The organism is Streptomyces sp. NBC_00620, from assembly GCF_026341825.1.
Classification (GTDB): domain Bacteria; phylum Actinomycetota; class Actinomycetes; order Streptomycetales; family Streptomycetaceae; genus Streptomyces.
In genome coordinates this window covers 3,875,463-3,892,683 of record NZ_JAPENY010000001.1, presented here as the reverse complement: position 1 = coordinate 3,892,683, position 17,221 = coordinate 3,875,463, and the positions used below count along the sequence as shown (strand labels likewise).

Below are 17,221 nucleotides of genomic sequence, written 5' to 3'. Positions count from 1 at the left end.
GGGTGCGGCTGCATTCGGCCGGGGGCTCAGTCGGACGGTCGTACCGACAGAGCGTGCCGGAAGACGTCCCTTGGGTCCCAGACGGCCTTCACCCGCTGGAGTCGGGGGTAGTTCCCCTTGAAGTACAGCGCGTGCCAGGGAACTCCTGAGGTGTTCCAGCGCGGGTCGGCCAGATCCACGTCCGGATAGTTGATGTACGACCCGTCGGTGCGGGAGTCGGAGACGGGTACCCCGCCCGTCTCCGCGTACAACTCCCGGTAGAGCTCCCGGATTCTGCGGATGTGCCGCTCGTCCTCGGCGGGATCGGTCCAGTACGTACCCAGATAGCTCTTGAGGACCGAATCCCGCTGGGCGACGACGGTCGCCGTGGAATCCACGGCGTTGACCTTCCTGCCGTAGGAGAACAGCACCACCGTCGTATGCCCGTCATAGTCGCGGTCGGCGAGATACCGGAACAGCAGCTCGCTCTCCGCGGCCGAATACGGCCGGCGCAGATAGGCGCCCTTGCTCTTGGAGCGGGTCAGCACTCCCCTGTTCTCCACGTCCCGCTGGCTGACCTGAAGCCACGGCATCCCGGTGCGGGTCACCCGGATCGGGGCCCGCACGCCGTTGCCCACCGCCGCGATGTACTCGTCAAGTCGCCTGCGGGCATCGGGAGTCGACCCGTCGAGCTGGGCGCTGAGGGTGATCCGGCCGACCGCGCGCTGGTTGAGGTACAGCGCGCTGTACAGGCTCTCGTACGCCGGGTCCGAGCCGTCCTCCTCGCGGTGCCAGTCGCCGTGGTTGCGGACGAGCCTTGCGAAGTCCCGCTCGCTCAGCGACTCCCAGGGCCACTCGGCGGAGGCGAAGAGAGTCGTCTCCGGGGGCCGGGGCAGCAGATCCTGCGGGGCGTCCGTCTCCGCCTCCGGGGAGCGGAACCAATAGCGGGTGACGACACCGAAGTTGCCGCCGCCTGCGCCGGTGTGCGCCCACCACAGGTCGTGATGGGGGTCGGCGGGGTCCCGCGATGCCACCACGGTCCGCGCCTCACCCGGGCCGTCGGCGACGACGACCTCCACCGCCTCCAGATGGTCGACGATCAGCCCGTCCCGTCGGCACAGGGCGCCGAAGCCGCCGCCCTGGACGTAGCCACCGAGCCCGACCGAGGGACAGGTGCCGCCGGGCACGGCGACGCCCCAGTTCAGGTACAGGGAGCGGTAGACGGACCCGAGCAGCGCGCCCGCGCCCATGCCGAAGGCCCGCCTGTCGGCGTCGTAGGTGACGTCGTTCAGTTCGGACAGGTCGATCAGCGTGCGCACGGCCGGGTCGTCCACCAAGCCCTCCAGACCGTGGCCCCCGCCGCGGACCGCCAGCCGGGACCCGTGGCGGACGGCGGCGGTGACCGCCCGGCGCACGTCCTCCGCGGTGCGCGGCACGTGGACTCGGTCCGGGGTACCGGTGAAGCGCGTGTTGCGCGAACGCGTGGTGAGGGAGAGGTAGCGGGGGTCGGCGCGGGTGATCGCGGGCACGCCCTGCGCGGGGATCCGGGGTGCGACGGACATGCCACCGGGGGCAGCAGCCTCAGGAACGGATACGCCAGGCACGGATACGTCCTGCACGGTCACGTCAGAAACGGGTACGTCAGGAACGGGTACGTCAGGAACGGATACGTCAGGCATCGGTGACCACAGCCGCCTTTCGTGAGGTCACGGCGCGGCGCACGGCCGCGTAGCCGAGGAGCAGGAGCAGGGCGCAGGCACCCGCGGCGCCGCCGAGGAGGGCGGTGTCCGGCCAGCCGCCGTGCGCCCAGAACGGGCCCGTCAGCGCGGAGCCCGCCGCGCCGCCGAGGAAGTAGCAGGTCATGTAGACCGTGGTGACCCGGCTGCGCATCTCGTCGCCGACCTGGCCGAAGACCGTCGTCTGGTTCGAGATGTGCGCGGCCTGGACCGCGAAGTCGATGAGGACGATCGCCGCGCCGAGCACGAGCAGCGAGGACGACAGGGCCGACACCACGGCGAAGGAGACCGCGATGAGCGCGAACGCGGCGGCGCTGACCGCCCGTTGGCGGCCCCGGTCGGCGAACCTGCCAGCCAGATTGGCACCGAGCGCACCGCCCGCGCCGAGCAGCCCCATCGCGCCGATCGCCGCGGAACCGTAGTGGTAGGGACCCTGGATCAGCCGGAGCGGCACAGCGGTCCACAGCACGGTGAACGCGGCGAAGCCCAGAGCTCCGTACAGGCAGCGCTCCACGATCACCGGCTGGGTGCGGACGAGGGAGAACAGCGAGCCGATGAGCCGGGCGTAGCCGCGGGCGGTGAGGGGGGCTTGGGCGGGCTGCGCGGGGAGGATGCGGCGCAGGGTCACGCACACCGCCAGCATCATGACCGCCGCGCCCCAGAACACGGCCCGCCAGTCGACGAGTTCCGCCACCACGCCGGCGAACGTCCGGCACAGGAGCGCGCCGAGGATGACCCCGGTCATCACGGTGCCGACGACCTGCCCGCGCCGCTCGGGCGGTGCCATGCCGGCGGCCTGCGGCACGATCACCATGGCGGCGACGCTCACCAGGCCGAGCAGGAAGAACAGCCAGATGAGGAGGTCGTCGTCGGCCCACGGGATCACCGCGAGCACCGCGGCCGCCGTGGTCACCAGGACGGTGAGGAGCCGTCTGCGGTCGACGGCGTCGCCCAGCGGCACCAGCGCGAACAGGCCCAGCGCGTAGCCGAACTGGGTGGCGGAGACGGACGAGGTGAGCGAGCCGGGGGTGCGGTGCAGCGAGGCCGCGAGCTCGGGCAGGATCGGCTGGAGGTAGTAGAGGTTGGCCACGCACAGGCCGCAGGCGGCCGCGAGCAGCAGCACGGTGCTCCGGCCGACTCGCGGCCGCGGCGGTGCGACGGGCCCCGCGAGGCCCGTCGCACCGCCGTGTGCCGCCTGGCTCACAGCGTGCCGCCGCCATCGACGTGCAGCACCGCACCGGTCACGAAGGTGTTCTGCAGGAGGTGCAGCACCGAGGCCGCGACGTCGTCGGGCTGCCCGATGCGGCCCACCGGCGTGGCCTGCGCGGTCTGCTCGAAGAGACCGGCGCGGGCGTCGTCGGGCAGGAAGGACCACAGCGGGGTGTCGATCAGGCCGCCGACGACGACGTTGACGCGCACCGGGGCGAGCTCGACGGCGAGGGAGCGGCCCATGCCTCCGATGCCCGCGTTGGCGGCGGCGGTCGCGCTCATGTCGGCGTACGACTTGAAGCCGGCCGCACCGGCGATCAGGACGATCGAGCCCTGGCCGGAGATCTTCTTGCCGGCGTGCCGGACGCTCAGGAGCTGCCCGACGATCTTGGTGTCGAGGGCGGCGCGCACGGCGTCGAGGGACACGTCGTAGACGGAGCCGACGGCCATGTCACCGGGGCAGACGACGAGGTGGTCGAGGGAGTCGATGCCCGCGAAGAAGGCGCGCACGCTCTCCTCGTCGGTGACGTCCACGACGCCGGTGGTGATGCCGTCGATCTCCTTGACGATCTGTTCCAGCTTGTCCTTGGAGCGGGAGCCGACGACGACCTGCGCCCCGGCGGCGGCGGCCTGGCGGGCCACCGCCTTGCCGATGCCGGACGAGCCGCCGATCACCACGACGCGGGCGTCGGAGAGCGAGGAGGCGGATGCGGAAGAAACGGGGGAAGCGGACAAGGTCGTCTCCTGGTCACGAGCGATTGGTCACGAGCGGTTGAGTACTGACCGGCCGGGGCAGAAGTGAAAGCCCGGCCACCCATGACGCTGTCAGCTCGCGCGTGAGGCAGGGAGGCGAGGATTCATGCTAGTTGGAATACCACCTGGTTAGGCCTTCGCAGGCGCGCCACCATGGGGTGTCGTCGGGCGCCACGGCTCGCCCGGCGCAACGGTCGGGGCGCGCCACGGCGTACGCGTGCACCGTCGCTGTCGGCTCGCCCGACGCCGCAATGGCTGTCATCTGCCGACGCCGAAAATGGCTGTTATTCCGAGGCGGTTCTCTGTGAGTACAGGCGGTTCTCTGTGAGTACGGAAACTCCACTCCCGCACGACCCGGTTCCGACGGTCCGCGGCCCGGTCGGCGCAGCCGAGTTGGGCGTCACCCTCGCGCACGAGCATCTCTTCGTGCTGAGCTCCGAATTCCAGTCGAACTTCCCCTACTTGTGGGACCGCGAGGCCGGAGTGGGCGAGGCCGTGCGGCAGTTGGAGCAGGCCTACGCGGCAGGTGTGCGGACGCTGGTGGACATGACGGTGCTCGGCCAGGGTCGCGACATCGACCTGGTGCGCGCGGTCGCCGAGCGCACCCCGGTGAACATCGTGCTCGCGACCGGCGTCTACAGCGTCGACGGCATCCCGCTCTTCGCCCGCTTCCGGGGGCCCGGCGCCGCCATCGAGGCCGAAGACCCGCTGATCGAGCTGCTGTTGCGCGATGTCACCACCGGAATCGCGGACAGCGGAGTCCGGGCGGGTCTGGTGAAGTTCGCCTGCGAGCGCACCCCGCCGGACGGGGCCGCGCACCGGATGGCCGCCGTCGTCGCCGAGGTGCACCGGCAGACCGGTGTCCCCGTCGTCGTGCACTGCGACCCCTTCGAGGGCAACGGCATCGCGCTGGTGCGGCTCCTGGAGAAGGAGGGGGTGCCCGCGGGCTCCGTGGTCGTGGCGCACGCCGGGGACTCCGCCGACCTCGACGGGCTGCGCGCCCTCGCCGACACCGGCTGCGTGCTGGGCTACGACCGGTACGGCATGACGCCCTTCGCCCCCGACGAGCAGCGCAACGCCACCCTCGCCGCGCTCGTACGGGCGGGCCACACCGCCCAGTTGCTCGTCTCGCAGGACCACCCCGTGCACATCGACTATCTGACGTCCGAGCAGCGGGAGCGGATCTATCCGGGCTGGAGTTATGTGCATCTCTTCGAGCGCGTCCTGCCGATGCTCCTGAAGGAGCCGGGCATCGACGACGCGACCGTGCACACCCTCCTCGTCGACAATCCGCGGCGGCTGCTCTCCCGTATCGCCGCGCCCCACCCCACGGAGGCCCGCGATGCCGCTTGAACCCTGGCAGGAACTGGGCGCCGACCTGCTCATCGACGAGGAGCACGTCAAGTGCTGGGTGGAGACCGTGCCGCCCGGCGAGCAGCGGCCCGCCCACACCCACCGGCACCCCTGGGTGACCGTCGTGCTCTCCGGGGCGCACGGTGAATCCCTGGACGAGAACGGCGAGTTGATCAAAGCCGTGACGCTGGAGACCGGCCAGGTGGTGCACAACCGCGGCGAGTCCCTGCCCATGCGGCACTACGTCCACAACCTCTCCGACCAGACCCTCGTCATGGTCGCCATCGAACTCCGTACGCCCACGGCGCCGGAGGAAGGACCGAGTACATGAGCCGACACGAAGGCCGAGCGGAGCAGAGCGGCGCGGGACAGCCGCCGCCGAGCACTCCCGCCCTGGTCACCGGGGCAACCTCCGGCCTCGGCCGGAGCCTCGCGCGGGCCCTCGCCGACCGCGGCTGGACCGTCCTGGTGCACGGCAGGGACGAGGGCAGGTGCGCCGAGGTCGTCGGCGAACTGCGTGCGGCGGGCGGCACGGCCTATCCGTATCTCGCGGACCTCTCCTCCCTCAAGGAGGCCGCCGAGCTCGGCAGGAGGGTGGCCGCCGAGCATCCCTCGCTGGGGCTGCTCGTGAACAACGCGGGCGTGGGCGCGGGCCGTGACTCCCGCCGCCGCGAGGTGAGTCGCGACGGCTACGAACTGCGGCTCGCCGTCAACTACTTGGCGCCGGTGGTCCTCACCCACGCCCTGCGCTCCCCGCTGCGTGCGGCGGGCTCGGCGCAGGTCCTCAACATCGGGTCGATCGGGCAGAGCCCCGTCGACCCGGACGATGTGCAGTTCACCCGGCGCTACGACGGCATGGAGGCGTACACGCGCAGCAAGTTCGCGCTCGCCGCCTTCACGTTCACCATCGCCGAGGAGTACGCGGCCGAGGGCATCCGGGTCAACTGCGTGCACCCCGCGAACTACATGGACACCACGATGGTCACCGAGGCCGGGGTGCGCCCCTGGTCCTCGGTGGCCGAGGGGACCGCGGCCGTGCTGCACGCCATCGACGACGGGGCGCGGGGCGCGAGCGGCCAGTACTACAACGAGAGCCGCCGGGCCAAGGCGCACCGCCTCGCCTACAGCGCGGACACCCAGCGGCGGCTCGCCTCGCTCACCGACCGGCTCATCGCTCCGGCGGAGGGGGCGAGCGGCACGGGCTGGTGAGCATCTGACATGTGGGCGGGACACGTCAAGACGGGCCCGGGTGCGATTCGACTCGCACCCGGGCCCGTCCCCGTGCCTCAGTCCTCCTGGACCAACGCCAGCAGGTGGTCGGGGAACCGCTCGCCCGCGAAGGCGCCGGCGGGGGCGATCTCGTCGACCTGGCTCAGGACTTCGGGGGTCAGCGTGACGGCTCCCGCGGACGCGTTCTCACTCATGTGCGTACGCCGCTGGGCTCCCGGAATCGGTACGACACCCTGCGCGACGAGCCAGGCAAGGGCGAACTGCGCGGGCGAGCAACCAAGTTGGGCGGCCAGTTCGCCGATCCTGGTGACCAGGGTCTGGTTGAAGCCGAGGTTGTCCTCGGAGAACCGGGGCAGGCCGCGGCGCATGTCGTCCGGGGCCAGCTCGGCTCCGGAGAGCTCCCCGGAGAGCAGCCCGCGGCTGAAGGGGCTGTAGGCGACGAACCCGATGCCGAGCTCGCGCACGGTGGGCAGTACGGCGCGCTCCGGGTTGCGGCTCGCGAGGGAGTACTCGGTCTGCACCGCGGTGATGGGGTGCACGGCGTGCGCGGCGCGGATCGCCGCCGTACCGGCCTCGGAGAGGCCCAGGTACCGCACCTTTCCGGCCTCGACCAGCTCCGCCATGGCGCCCACCGATTCCTCGACCGGCACCTCGGGGTCGACACGGTGCAGGTAGTAGAGGTCGATGTGGTCGATGCCCAGGCGCTTGAGACTGGCGTCGACGGCCTCCTTGATGTGCCGGGGACTCGCGTCGACCCGCACACCTTCGGGGGTGCGGATCAGGCCGCACTTGGTGGCGAGGATGGCCCGGTCGCGGTGTCCGCCGGCCAGCGCGCGGCCGACGATCTCCTCACTCAGGCCGGCGCCGTACATGTCCGCGGTGTCGAGGAAGTCCATGCCCCGGTCCAGGGCGCCGTGGATGGTGCGGATCGACTCGGCCTCGTCGCTGTCTCCGTAGAACTCGGCCATGCCCATGCAGCCGAGGCCGATCGCGGACACCTCCAGGCGGCCGCCGAGCAGGATGCGGTCCAGGGCGCGCGGTGTGATGGTGGTCATGCCTTCTCCTCGTTGGCTACGGGTGGTGCGGGCGTGCTGGTGGGCCCGGTGTCGCCGTGTGCGGCGGGCAGCAGCTGCTCCAGGCGGCGCAGAGCGCCCGGATCGGTGAGGGCGGCGGCAGCGGCGACGACTCCGTCCGGGCGCACGAGCACCACCCCGGGACGGCGGGCGCCCAGGGCGCGGGCGGTCCGCGCGTCCAGGTGCGCGCAGGCGGGCGTGTCCCGCTCGGGGAAGGGGGTGGGGCCCGCGAGGGCGAGCAGTGCGTGCCGTCCGTCGCGCAGCAGGTCGTGGGTGCGGCCGCCGGTCGGGAGGGATACGTCCGGCAGCCGGGTTCCGGGGCCGAGTTGTCCCAGCGAGGGCCCTTCGGCGGGGTAGCGCAGGTCCATCTGCGCGAGGCGGGAGGGCAGCACCCGGTCGAGGACACCGCTGCGCTCGGCGGCCGACGCCGCGAGGTCGCGGGCCCGCTCGCGCCAGCCGCTCCAGGTCCACAGGCGGGTCTGGCGGTCGGTGTCGTCGACCACGGCGTGCGCGACATGCGTACGTTCCCGTTCCCAGGCCCCGAGCGCGGTCTCCGGCAGCCTGCCCCGGATCACGTCGGCGAGCCGCCAGGCCGCTTCGTGCGCGTCCTGGATGCTGGTGTTCAGTCCCTGTCCGCCGGCCGGGCTGTGCACATGCGCGGCGTCGCCCGCCAGCAGCACCCGCCCGTCACGGAACCGGTCCGCCATCTTGCGGTGGACCTGGAAGTGGCCCGCGCCGCTGACGGAGACCAACTCCAGCGGAACGGGGCTGCGTTCGGCGGCTATGGCGCGGACGGTCTCCTCGACGTTCTCCGGTCCCGCGCCCTCGGGGGCGCTGCCGAAGACACGGATGCGCCCGCCCGGGAGGCCTACGACGACGAGCACGCCCGTGGGGCCCATGAAGTAGTGCGCCTCGGCGTGGGCGAGCGGCGTCTCCCACTCGCCGTCGACGAGGACGAACGACTGCGGGTACGTGGGCCCGGTGAAGGCGACGCCGAGCCGCTCGCGGACCGCGCTGTGCGCGCCGTCGCAGCCCAGCAGTCGGCCCGTACGGTGGACGGTGCCCGAAAGGTCGGCGTCCACCCCGTCGGCGTCCTGGGCGAGGGCGGTCAGCGGATGCCCGTACTCCACCCGGCCGCCCGTCTCACGCAGCGCGTCGAGCAGCAGTCCCTCGGTCTCGTTCTGCGGGAGGGAGAGGGGGGTGCCGAAGCGACTGCCTTTCAGGCCCCGGAAGTTGATGCGGGCGACGCGGCGGCCGCGGGCGTAGTAGTTGGCGGCGACGACAGGAAGTGCCGCGTCGCGGATGCGGTCCTCCAGGCCGAGGCGTGCCATCACTTCCAGCGCACGCGGCTGGAGGATAATCGCCTTCGCATGGGGGTTCCTTCGGGCCGCGCGATCGACAATCCTGGTGTCGATCCCGCGGCGGATCAGCTCGGTGGCCATCATCAGGCCGGTCGGCCCTGCGCCGACGACCAGTGCTTCGCTGTCCACGGTGATGCGTCACACCTCCTGCGTTCAGGGGGGAACAGGCATACGGGGTAGGCGTGGTTGGTGCGCCGGAGAACCATGGTGCATGAACTCCAAGAGCCGGACGTGGTGGGCGTGATACCCCTGAGTCCAGCACCACCCTGGGCGATTTTTCCGGCCGGGAATCCGGGCCCCCGGCGGCTGCGCGGCTCGTAGTGAGCCCTGTGTCGGGTGGCCGGCGACGCACCCCAGGCCGAACAGCAACTCGCTTTCAGCCAGCGCGAATTGGCGCAAACCACGGAAAGCCGGGGCACCCTGACTCGGGGTAACTGGTAGCGATTTCAAGGGTATGAGCCGCACGGGTGGCAGAAGGCTCTGGCTGGCGGCGGCGAGGCGCTCGAAGAATGTGGGCCACGAGCCCGGCCACTCCACAAGGAGCAGCACACCGATGCCCCTCCCCCAGAGCGCCCTCGCACCGGACGCGGCCACCACCGCACCGGCCCTCTCCTACCGGCACACGATCGACCGCGGCGACGTCCACCGCTGGGCGGTCAGCGAGGTCTTCCTCACCGACTACGCCGACCTGACCTCGGACAACTACCTGGCGGCCGCCCAACTCCCGCCCGCTCACCACTACTTCGGTGACCACACCGGACCGGCCGCCGACGCCCCCGACAGCATGCTTCTCCTCGAGTGCTGCCGGCAGGCCGCCACCTGCATCGCCCACCGCGGCCTCGGCGTCACCCGGGACAGCGCCTTCCACGTCACCGACTGGACACTCGAACTCACCGGCACCACCCCGCCGCCGGCCCACGGCAGGCCCCGCGAGCTCGACATCCGGGCCGCCGTCACCCGCAGCAAGGTCCGCTCGGGAACGGTGCGCGCCGCGCGATACGTCCTGGAGCTGTCGCACGGCGGCGAAACGATCGGGCGCTGCGACATCTCCGCCCGCTACTCCCCGGCGGAGGAGGCGGAGATCGTCCGCCGCTACCACCGCAAGTCGGCGCCTCCCCAGTCGGGTTCGCTGCCCGCCGTACCCCCGGGCACACCCGTGCCACCCGCCGAGGTGGCCCGCCGCGACCCCGCCAACGTGGCGCTCGCCGACGCGCGCCGTGTCGCCGGCGGGGTGGCCGCCGTGGTGGCGGTGCCGTCCGGACACCGTACGCACTTCGACCACCCGCAGGACCACTACACGGCGATGATCCTCATGGAGGCCGCCCGGCAGACCGCGCTCCTCGCGGCGGGCACCGGCGTACGGATCACCGGTTACCGCTCGGCGTTCGCCAGGTTCGCCGAACTCGACGCCCCTGTACGGGTGTCGGCCGTGCGCCGCCGCTGCGACGAGGTGGCCGTCCGCTTCCGGCAGGACGGCGTGGTCGTCAGCGAGATCACCGTCGGCGTCTCGGAGGACTTCTGATGGCCGCCGTACCCGGGCCCGTACGAGCGGTCTGGACCGACTACGGCGGCGTGCTGACCCCTCCGACGGCCGAGTCGATGGAGTCCTTCTGCGCCCGGCTCGGCGTGCCGTCGGCCCCGCTCCTCGCCGCCATGCGGCAGGTGTCCCGCGACTGCGGCGCGGGCGAGGACATCATGGCGCCGCTCGACACCCCGCTGCTCACCCAGGAGTCCTGGGAGCGCCGAGTCGAAGCGGCCCTCGCGACCCACAGCGGCATCCGCGTCGACCTCAGCGACTACCCGGCGCGCTGGTTCGCCGACCGCGCCGTCAACCAGCCCTGGCTCGACACCCTGCACCGGCTGCGCCGACAGGGCGTGTTCGTCGGCCTGTTGTCGAACATGCCGCCCGCCTGGGACCGGCACTGGCGCCTCGCCGTACCGCCCGAAGGCCTCTTCGACGCGGTGGTGCTCTCCTACAACTCCGGCTGCCGCAAGCCCGAGGAGGAGATCTTCCGCCTCGCCGCCGAGCGGGCCGGGGCGCGCCCGGAGGAGTGCGTGCTCGTCGACGACCTCGCGGTCAACTGCGCGGGGGCGGAGCAAGCCGGCTGGCACGGTGTCGAGTTCACCGGAGCCGAGGCCGCCACGGCCAGGGTCGACGCACTGACCGCGCCGGGCTCCGCACTCGTACCCGTCGACCCCGACCGCGAGCACCTGCGCGGACCGCGGCACGCGCCGGTGACCGTCGTGGCCCCGGGAGGCGACCTGTGAGAGCCGCCGTCATCAGCGGCATCGGCTCATGGCTGCCGCCCGACCTGGTCACCAACGACGACCTCGCCGCCCGCATGGACACCTCCGACGAGTGGATCCGCACCCGGACCGGTATCCGTACCCGGCACTTCGTGTCCGCCGGGATGCCGACCTCCCGTCTCGCCGCGGAGGCCGGGGCGCGGGCCATGGAGTCGGCGGGCACGGCGGACCTGGACGCCGTGGTGCTCGCCACCACCACGCCCGACCGCCCCTGCCCGGCCAGCGCCCCCGAGGTGGCCCGCCGCCTCGGCCTCACCGGCCGCCCGGCCTTCGACGTCTCCGCCGTCTGTACGGGATTCCTGTACGCCCTCACCACCGCGGCCGGGATGATCGCCTCCGAAGCCGCCGATCAGGTTCTCGTCATCGGCGCCGAGGCCTTCAGCACCCTCATCGACCCTCAGGACCGCTCCTCCGCCGTCGTGTTCGGCGACGGCGCGGGCGCGGTGGTACTGCGGGCCGGGGAGCCCGGCGAGCCCGGTGCCCTCGGCCGGATCGTGCTCGGCAGCGACGGTTCGCTCGCCGACCTGATCACGGTGCGGGCCGGCGGCTCCGAGCAACCCCACCCCGACGCCGACCCCGAACGCAGCGACCCGGCCGACCGCTACTTCTCGATGCGGGGCCGGGAGGTCTTCGGGCACGCCGTGACCCGCATGTCGGAGTCGGCGCGCGCCGCGCTCGCGCCCACCGGATGGCAGCCGGGCGATGTCGACCGGCTGGTCGGCCATCAGGCCAACCTCCGTATCCTGCGGGCCGTCGCGGAGCAGCTGGACATCCCGGCGGACCGGCTCGTCATCCACCTGGACCGGGTCGGCAACACCGCGGCGGCCTCCATCCCGCTCGCCCTGGCACACGCGCACGCCACCGGAGAACTCACCCCCGGGGCACGCGTCGTCCTCGCCGCCTTCGGAGGCGGCGCCACGTGGGGGGCCACGGCACTGACCTGGCCCTCGCTGAAGTCCGCGTAGCCACGCGCCCGTTCACGCACCGTCGCAACGCCCCACCGCGCCTCGTCACAACGCCCCCCACCCGAACCCACAGCCGAAAGGCGGCATCAGCCATGAGCACCTTCACGCCCCCCACCTTCGAGATCCTCTCCCAGGTCCTGGAGGAGAAGTTCGGCGTCCTGCGCGACGACATCAAGCCCGACACCGTCCTGGAGGACATCGAGCTGGACTCGCTCGCGTTGATCGAGGTCGCCCTGACCCTGCAGAAGCAGCTCGGCTTCGCGATACCCACCGAGGACCTCAACAGCAGCGGCACCGTCTCGGACCTCTACGAGCTGGTGAACACGGCAGCGGAGAAGGCCTGATGGCCGAGCGCACCGGACGGGACACGCCCGTCGCGATCACCGGGATCGGCCTCGTCACCCCGGCCGGCATCGGAGTGGCGGCGAACTGGGAGCGGCTCCTGTCGGGCCGCCCCACCGCACAGCGCGACCCGGCGCTCGCCGGGCTGCCCGTGGACATCTCCTGCCGGGTCCCCGACTTCGACGCCAACGCCCTGCTCGGCCGCTCGACGGCCTGGCGCCTCGACCGGGTCAGCCAACTCGCCCTGGTGGCCGCCAAGGAGGCCCTGACCGACGCGGGCCTGGACCCGCAGGAGTGGGACGGCGCCCGGGTCGGCGTCGTCATGGGCAACGCGCTGGGCGGCACCGCCTCCTACGAGGACGCCCACACCGCGTACCACCAGGAGGGCGCCGACCAGGTCTCGCCGCTGGTGATGGTGAACTGGCCGGTCAACATGATCTCCGGGTATCTCGCCATGCACTGCCGGGCGTTGGGCCCGAACCTGGTGGTCGCCACCGCCTGTGCGTCCGGCGTCACCGCGGTCGGCACCGCACGGCAGATGCTGCAGTCCGGCGTCTGCGACATCGTGCTCGCCGGTGCGTCCGAGGCACCGCTGAGCCCCACACCGATGGCCGCCTACCACCGGATGGGCGCGCTGTCCCGCCGCACCGACGACCCGGCGGGGGCCTCCCGCCCCTTCGACGCGGACCGCGGCGGTTTCGTGGCCGCGGAAGCGGCGTCCGTGCTGGTCCTGGAGCGCGAGCAGGACGCACGGGCACGGGGCGGCACGGTCCGTGCGCTGATCGCCGGCTTCGGAGCCAGCGCCGACGGGCACCACGCATCCGCGCCGGACCCGAAGGGCGCTGGCGTGGAGCGCGCCCTGCGCTCGGCACTCACCGACGCGGACGTCGCCCCCGACGCCGTCGACCATGTCAACGCCCATGGCACGTCGACCAAGTTGAACGATCTGATGGAGTCTCAGCTGATCAACCGCGTGCTCACGGGGCGGCCCTCGGTGACCTCCACCAAGGGCGTCACCGGACACGCGCTCGGCGCCGCGGGCGCCATCGAGGTGGCGTACACGGCCCTGACCATCGAACACGGGCTGGTGCCGCCCACCGCCAACCTCGACAAGCTCGACCCCGAGATCGACATCGATGTCGTCAGCGGTGCGCCCCGCGAACAGCGCGTCACCACGGCGACCAGCCACTCCTTCGGGTTCGGCGGACAGAACGCCGTTCTGGTCCTCCAGAAAGCAGGCACACGATGACCGGCGGCCGGTCCGTCTTCGTCACCGGAGGGAACCGCGGGATCGGTCTGGCCGTCGCCCGCGCCTTCGCCGCGCAGGGCGACCGGGTGGCGGTCGGCCACCGGTCGGGCGAGGCTCCCGAGGGCTTCTTCGGCGTGCGCTGCGACGTCACGGACGCCGACTCGCTGGACGCGGCGTACGAGAAGATCGAGGCCGAGCACGGCCTTGTGCAAGTCCTGGTGGCGAACGCCGGAATCATGCGGGACAAACTGGCGCTGCAGACCACCGACCAGGACTTCCTGGAGATCCTCGACACCAATCTGGTGGGCGCTTTCCGGTCGGCCCGGCGGGCCATCCCCGGGATGCTGGAAGGACGTTGGGGGCGGCTCGTCTTCATCTCGTCCTTCTCCGGAATGCTCGGCTCCCCCGGGCAGGCCAACTACGCGGCGTCGAAGACGGGTCTCACAGGGCTGGCCCGCTCGCTCGCCCGGGAGCTGGGGCGCCGGGGTATCACGGCGAACGTCGTGGCCCCTGGTTTCATCGACACCGACATGGTCGCGGGCGTCACCCCGAAGCGGCGTGCCGAGTACCTCTCCATGACGGCGCTCGGCCGCCCCGGCACCCCCGAGGACGTGGCGAACGTGGTGCGCTTCCTCGCCGGCGAGGACGCCTCGTATCTCACCGGCGTGTTCCTGCCGGTCAGCGGCGGACTCGGGATGGGCGTATGAGCACGGAGCCGAAGGGCGGCGGGCTGCTGGCCGGGAAGCGGCTGCTGGTCACCGGCGTGCTCTCCGACACGTCGATCGCCTTCCATGTGGCGCGGATCGCCCAGCAGGAGGGCGCCCAGGTGGTGCTGACCTCGTTCGGGCGGGCACTGCCCATCACGGAGGCGATGGCCGAGCGGCTGCCGGCGCCCGCGCCCGTGATCCGGCTCGACGTCACCGATCAGGGCGACCTCGACGCGCTGCCGGACGCGGTCGCCGACCGCCTGGGCGGTCTCGACGGCATCGTGCACTCGATCGCGTTCGCCCCGCGGTCCGCGCTCGGCGGCGCCTTCCTGGAGACGACGTGGCAGGACGCGGGGACGGCCCTCGAGGTATCGGCGTACTCCCTCAAGGCCCTGGTCACGGCGTGCCTTCCACTGCTGAAGGAGGGCTCGTCCGTGGTGGGGCTCGACTTCGACGCGGCCCTGGCCTGGCCCGGCTACGACTGGATGGGGGTCTCCAAGGCCGCGCTCGAGTCGGTCACCCGCTACCTGGCGATGTACCTCGGCGAACGGCGCGTCCGTGTCAACCTCGTCGCGGCGGGCATGGTCCGCACCCTGGCGGCGCGCTCGATCCCCGGAGTGGAGCGCATGGAGGAGATCTGGCGCACCCGCCCGCCACTCGCCTGGGACGTCCACGACCCGGAACCGACGGCGAAAGCCTGCGCGGTGCTCCTCTCCGACTGGCTGCCGGCCACCACCGGCGAGATCCTGCACGTCGACGGAGGACTTCACGCGGTCATGACATGACCGCGGGAGGCATCGACACGTTCCCGGCCGCTGCCGCAGCGGCCGGGAACGCCCGCCCGTGGAACCGTTCAGGGCTCACCGCGACGGCTCGGGAAAGATCAGCCGGAGTCGCTGGACTCTCCCCTTCTCGCGGAACATGAGCCAGGCGATGGTCGGCGGGCAGGGGTTGGCGGCCCCGACGGGGTTGGTGACGTCCATTTCCCAGATGGTGATGTCGCGGCTGGCCACCACATGTCGCAGGTACTGGCGCACCCCGGATTCCAGCATGTGCCGCATGACCGGGACGGGATGGGTGCGTTCCCCCGGCCGGCTGAGCGGGCCGACCAGTTCGGTCTCCGCCGGCCACAACTCGGAGATCTCCCGGGGCAGGGCGCCGCGCTCGGACGCCTGCAGGGTCTCCACGGCCTCGTGTCTGCTCTCCTTGGCGAGCGCGGAGGCGTCGTCGTGCGTCCGTGCGGCGGTCGACAGCAGCACCTGGGCCATTTTCCCCCTGGCCTGGTTGAGCCGGCTTCGCACCGTGCCCACCGGAACCTCGCAGACGGCGGCTATCTCCCGGTAGGAGGTGACGCCGCTGAAGTGCCGCAGCATCAGCACCAGTCGGAGCTGCGGCGGCAGTTCGTCCACCGCGTCCCAGATCCAGTCCCGCATGGCGTGTTCCTCGATGAGCCGCTCCGGTTGCGAGGGCGCCTGCTCGCGAAGCCGCAGGTGGTCGAGGCCGTCGAGGCCCGGCGTCTCCCGGGTTTCGCGCAGTCGCGTGCGGGAGGCGTTGCGGACGATCGCCCGCAGCCACGCCCCCACCGCCGACGGATCCCGTACGTCCCCGATCCGCCGCAGCGCGGTCAGTGCGGCGTCCTGCACCGCGTCCTCCGCGTCGGGGCCGTAGCCGAGCAGGCTCAGCGCCACCGCGCGCATCGGCGCCTGATGACGGGCCAGCAGGAGACCCAGGGCCGCGGTCTCGCCGGCCTGGGCCCTGCGCGTGAGTTCCTCATCCGTGGGCGGGTTGAGGGACACCATGAACTGAACGCCTCCGTGCGGACGAATCACGAACCGTGTGCAGTCTGGAAGATACGCCGGGACGGGTCCTCGGCGTCCACCATCGGGAGGATCGCCTTCCCTCGGGCTTGACGCAGCCGGCTTCCGTGGAGGCCGGACTGGACGGGTCCGCCGGGCCCGCCGGGCCCGACAAACCGACGGCCCTGCGCGACGCGCTGACGGAACTGCCACCCGACCAGCAGGGGGTGGAAGGGCCGCCGGTGGCCCCTCCCCCCCCTATCGGTTACGGATTGCAGCTGACACGGACCTCACCGCTGCAGGTGTCGACCCCCGTACCGCCGTTCAGCCGGTCGAAGCCCGGACCGCCGTTCAGCGAGTCCCGCCCTGCGTCCCCGAACAACCGATCGTTGCCGAGGCCGCCGCGCAGCGTGTCATTGCCAGGGCCGCCGCGCAGCGTGTCGTTGCCCGCGTCCCCGTTGATGGTGTCGTTGCCGTCGCCGCCGCTCGCCGTGTCGTCGCCCGCGCCCCCGTTGAGGGTGTCGTTGCCGGCGCCGCCATTGAGCTGGTCGTTGCCCGCGTCGCCGTTCAACGTGTCGTTGCCGGCGCCGTCGCTCAGCGTGTCCCTGCCCGCTCCTCCGGACAGCCGGTCGTTGCCGGAGCCGCCGTTGAGCACGTCGATGCCGTCGCGCCCCGAGAGTCCGTCGTTCCCCGCGCCTCCACGAATGAGGTCACGGCCCGAACCGCCGACCAGGGTGTCGTTTCCGGTGCCCCCGTTGAGAGTTGTCGGGATGAAGACGTTCGCGCTGACACCGACGGAGTCGCTCAGGTTCAGGGTGTTGACCACGATCCGCTGGACCCCCACGCACCGCACCCTCGTCACATCGGCGCCGACACGCTGGCATCCGGCCCCCGGCGTGATCCGGACGCGGTCGTCGACCACATAGGTCGCCACCCCGGTGCGGCTGACGGTGACCTGGTTGACCTGGTTGACGCGCGCGTCGTACCTGAGTGTCCCGTTGGAGACCGCGGCGCCGCCGGGTGCGGCGGGCGCGGCGGGCAACGCCGCGGCCGGCATCACCTGGGAGGCGGCGACCGCCCCCGCCGCGATCGCGGTGGCCAGCACCATCTTGCATGTGTTGCGCATATCCGATTCCCCCTGTGGGTGTGTCCGCCGCGGCA

Annotated in this window: 17 protein-coding genes; 10 read left to right on the top strand and 7 right to left on the bottom strand. The window is 72.1% G+C overall.

The window, feature by feature from the left end; translation table 11 throughout:
- Positions 1-26: 26 nt before the first annotated feature.
- The 3 genes from OG246_RS17875 to OG246_RS17865 all read right to left on the bottom strand — a co-directional run bounded on the left by OG246_RS17875 (position 27) and on the right by OG246_RS17865 (position 3,659).
- Positions 27-1,541 carry an FAD-binding oxidoreductase gene (locus OG246_RS17875; protein ID WP_266462967.1) on the bottom strand — a complete coding sequence of 505 codons (1,515 nt, stop codon included), beginning with the start codon at positions 1,539-1,541 and terminating at the stop codon, positions 27-29.
- A 109-nt stretch (positions 1,542-1,650) separates the two neighbouring features.
- Positions 1,651-2,919 (bottom strand): MFS transporter, encoded by a 1,269-nt coding sequence (locus OG246_RS17870; RefSeq protein ID WP_266462965.1) that lies wholly within the window; start codon positions 2,917-2,919, stop codon positions 1,651-1,653.
- Positions 2,916-3,659, bottom strand: coding sequence for an SDR family oxidoreductase (locus tag OG246_RS17865; RefSeq protein ID WP_266462962.1), 744 nt, complete (start codon positions 3,657-3,659; stop codon positions 2,916-2,918). Before OG246_RS17865 ends, OG246_RS17870 begins: the two co-directional genes overlap by 4 nt.
- 342 nt (positions 3,660-4,001) lie before the next feature.
- Between OG246_RS17865 and OG246_RS17860 the strand changes: the two genes are divergently transcribed.
- Genes OG246_RS17860 through OG246_RS17850 form a run of 3 tightly spaced genes read left to right on the top strand, consistent with a single transcriptional unit; the run spans position 4,002 to position 6,239 of the window.
- On the top strand, positions 4,002-5,030 hold the full coding sequence (locus OG246_RS17860; protein WP_266462959.1) for a phosphotriesterase: 1,029 nt from the start codon (positions 4,002-4,004) through the stop codon (positions 5,028-5,030).
- On the top strand, positions 5,020-5,361 hold the full coding sequence (locus tag OG246_RS17855; protein ID WP_266462955.1) for a cupin domain-containing protein: 342 nt from the start codon (positions 5,020-5,022) through the stop codon (positions 5,359-5,361). The genes OG246_RS17860 and OG246_RS17855 overlap by 11 nt, the downstream gene beginning before the upstream one ends.
- A complete protein-coding gene (locus OG246_RS17850) occupies positions 5,358-6,239 on the top strand; it encodes an SDR family NAD(P)-dependent oxidoreductase (protein WP_266462951.1) in 882 nt (293 codons plus the stop codon). The genes OG246_RS17855 and OG246_RS17850 overlap by 4 nt, the downstream gene beginning before the upstream one ends.
- A 77-nt stretch (positions 6,240-6,316) precedes the next feature.
- Here OG246_RS17850 and OG246_RS17845 read toward each other — a convergent pair whose 3' ends face one another.
- Together OG246_RS17845 and OG246_RS17840 are read right to left on the bottom strand one after the other, a co-directional pair.
- The gene (locus tag OG246_RS17845) at positions 6,317-7,315 is read right to left on the bottom strand and encodes an aldo/keto reductase (RefSeq protein WP_266462943.1); all 999 of its coding nucleotides are present in this window, start codon (positions 7,313-7,315) and stop codon (positions 6,317-6,319) included.
- Entirely contained in the window at positions 7,312-8,823 is a 1,512-nt protein-coding gene (locus OG246_RS17840; protein WP_266462941.1) for an FAD-dependent monooxygenase, read from the bottom strand. The genes OG246_RS17845 and OG246_RS17840 overlap by 4 nt, the downstream gene beginning before the upstream one ends.
- 424 nt (positions 8,824-9,247) lie before the next feature.
- On the opposite strand from OG246_RS17840, the gene OG246_RS17835 reads away from it, so the two are divergent.
- The 7 genes from OG246_RS17835 (at position 9,248) to fabI (ending at position 15,049) form a co-directional block, all read left to right on the top strand.
- Entirely contained in the window at positions 9,248-10,216 is a 969-nt protein-coding gene (locus tag OG246_RS17835) for an AfsA-related hotdog domain-containing protein (RefSeq protein WP_266462939.1), read from the top strand.
- On the top strand, positions 10,216-10,962 hold the full coding sequence (locus tag OG246_RS17830) for an HAD family phosphatase (RefSeq protein ID WP_266462937.1): 747 nt from the start codon (positions 10,216-10,218) through the stop codon (positions 10,960-10,962). Before OG246_RS17835 ends, OG246_RS17830 begins: the two co-directional genes overlap by 1 nt.
- Positions 10,959-11,966: a beta-ketoacyl-ACP synthase III gene (locus OG246_RS17825; protein ID WP_266462936.1), complete on the top strand. Its 1,008-nt coding sequence runs from the start codon at positions 10,959-10,961 to the stop codon at positions 11,964-11,966. The genes OG246_RS17830 and OG246_RS17825 overlap by 4 nt, the downstream gene beginning before the upstream one ends.
- Before the next feature lie 92 nt (positions 11,967-12,058).
- Positions 12,059-12,310, top strand: coding sequence for an acyl carrier protein (locus OG246_RS17820; protein WP_266462935.1), 252 nt, complete (start codon positions 12,059-12,061; stop codon positions 12,308-12,310).
- The gene (locus OG246_RS17815; RefSeq protein WP_266462933.1) at positions 12,310-13,557 is read left to right on the top strand and encodes a beta-ketoacyl synthase; all 1,248 of its coding nucleotides are present in this window, start codon (positions 12,310-12,312) and stop codon (positions 13,555-13,557) included. Before OG246_RS17820 ends, OG246_RS17815 begins: the two co-directional genes overlap by 1 nt.
- Positions 13,554-14,264, top strand: coding sequence for an SDR family oxidoreductase (locus tag OG246_RS17810; RefSeq protein ID WP_266462931.1), 711 nt, complete (start codon positions 13,554-13,556; stop codon positions 14,262-14,264). Before OG246_RS17815 ends, OG246_RS17810 begins: the two co-directional genes overlap by 4 nt.
- On the top strand, positions 14,261-15,049 hold the full coding sequence (fabI, locus tag OG246_RS17805; protein WP_266462928.1) for an enoyl-ACP reductase FabI: 789 nt from the start codon (positions 14,261-14,263) through the stop codon (positions 15,047-15,049). The genes OG246_RS17810 and fabI overlap by 4 nt, the downstream gene beginning before the upstream one ends.
- A gap of 75 nt (positions 15,050-15,124) precedes the next feature.
- Here the strand turns inward: fabI and OG246_RS17800 are convergent, their stop codons facing one another.
- Positions 15,125-16,063 (bottom strand): RNA polymerase sigma factor, encoded by a 939-nt coding sequence (locus OG246_RS17800; RefSeq protein ID WP_266462924.1) that lies wholly within the window; start codon positions 16,061-16,063, stop codon positions 15,125-15,127.
- Between the two features lie 262 nt (positions 16,064-16,325).
- Positions 16,326-17,186, bottom strand: a complete 861-nt coding sequence (locus OG246_RS42785; protein WP_323178300.1) for a calcium-binding protein — start codon at positions 17,184-17,186, stop codon at positions 16,326-16,328.
- Positions 17,187-17,221 lie beyond the last annotated feature (35 nt).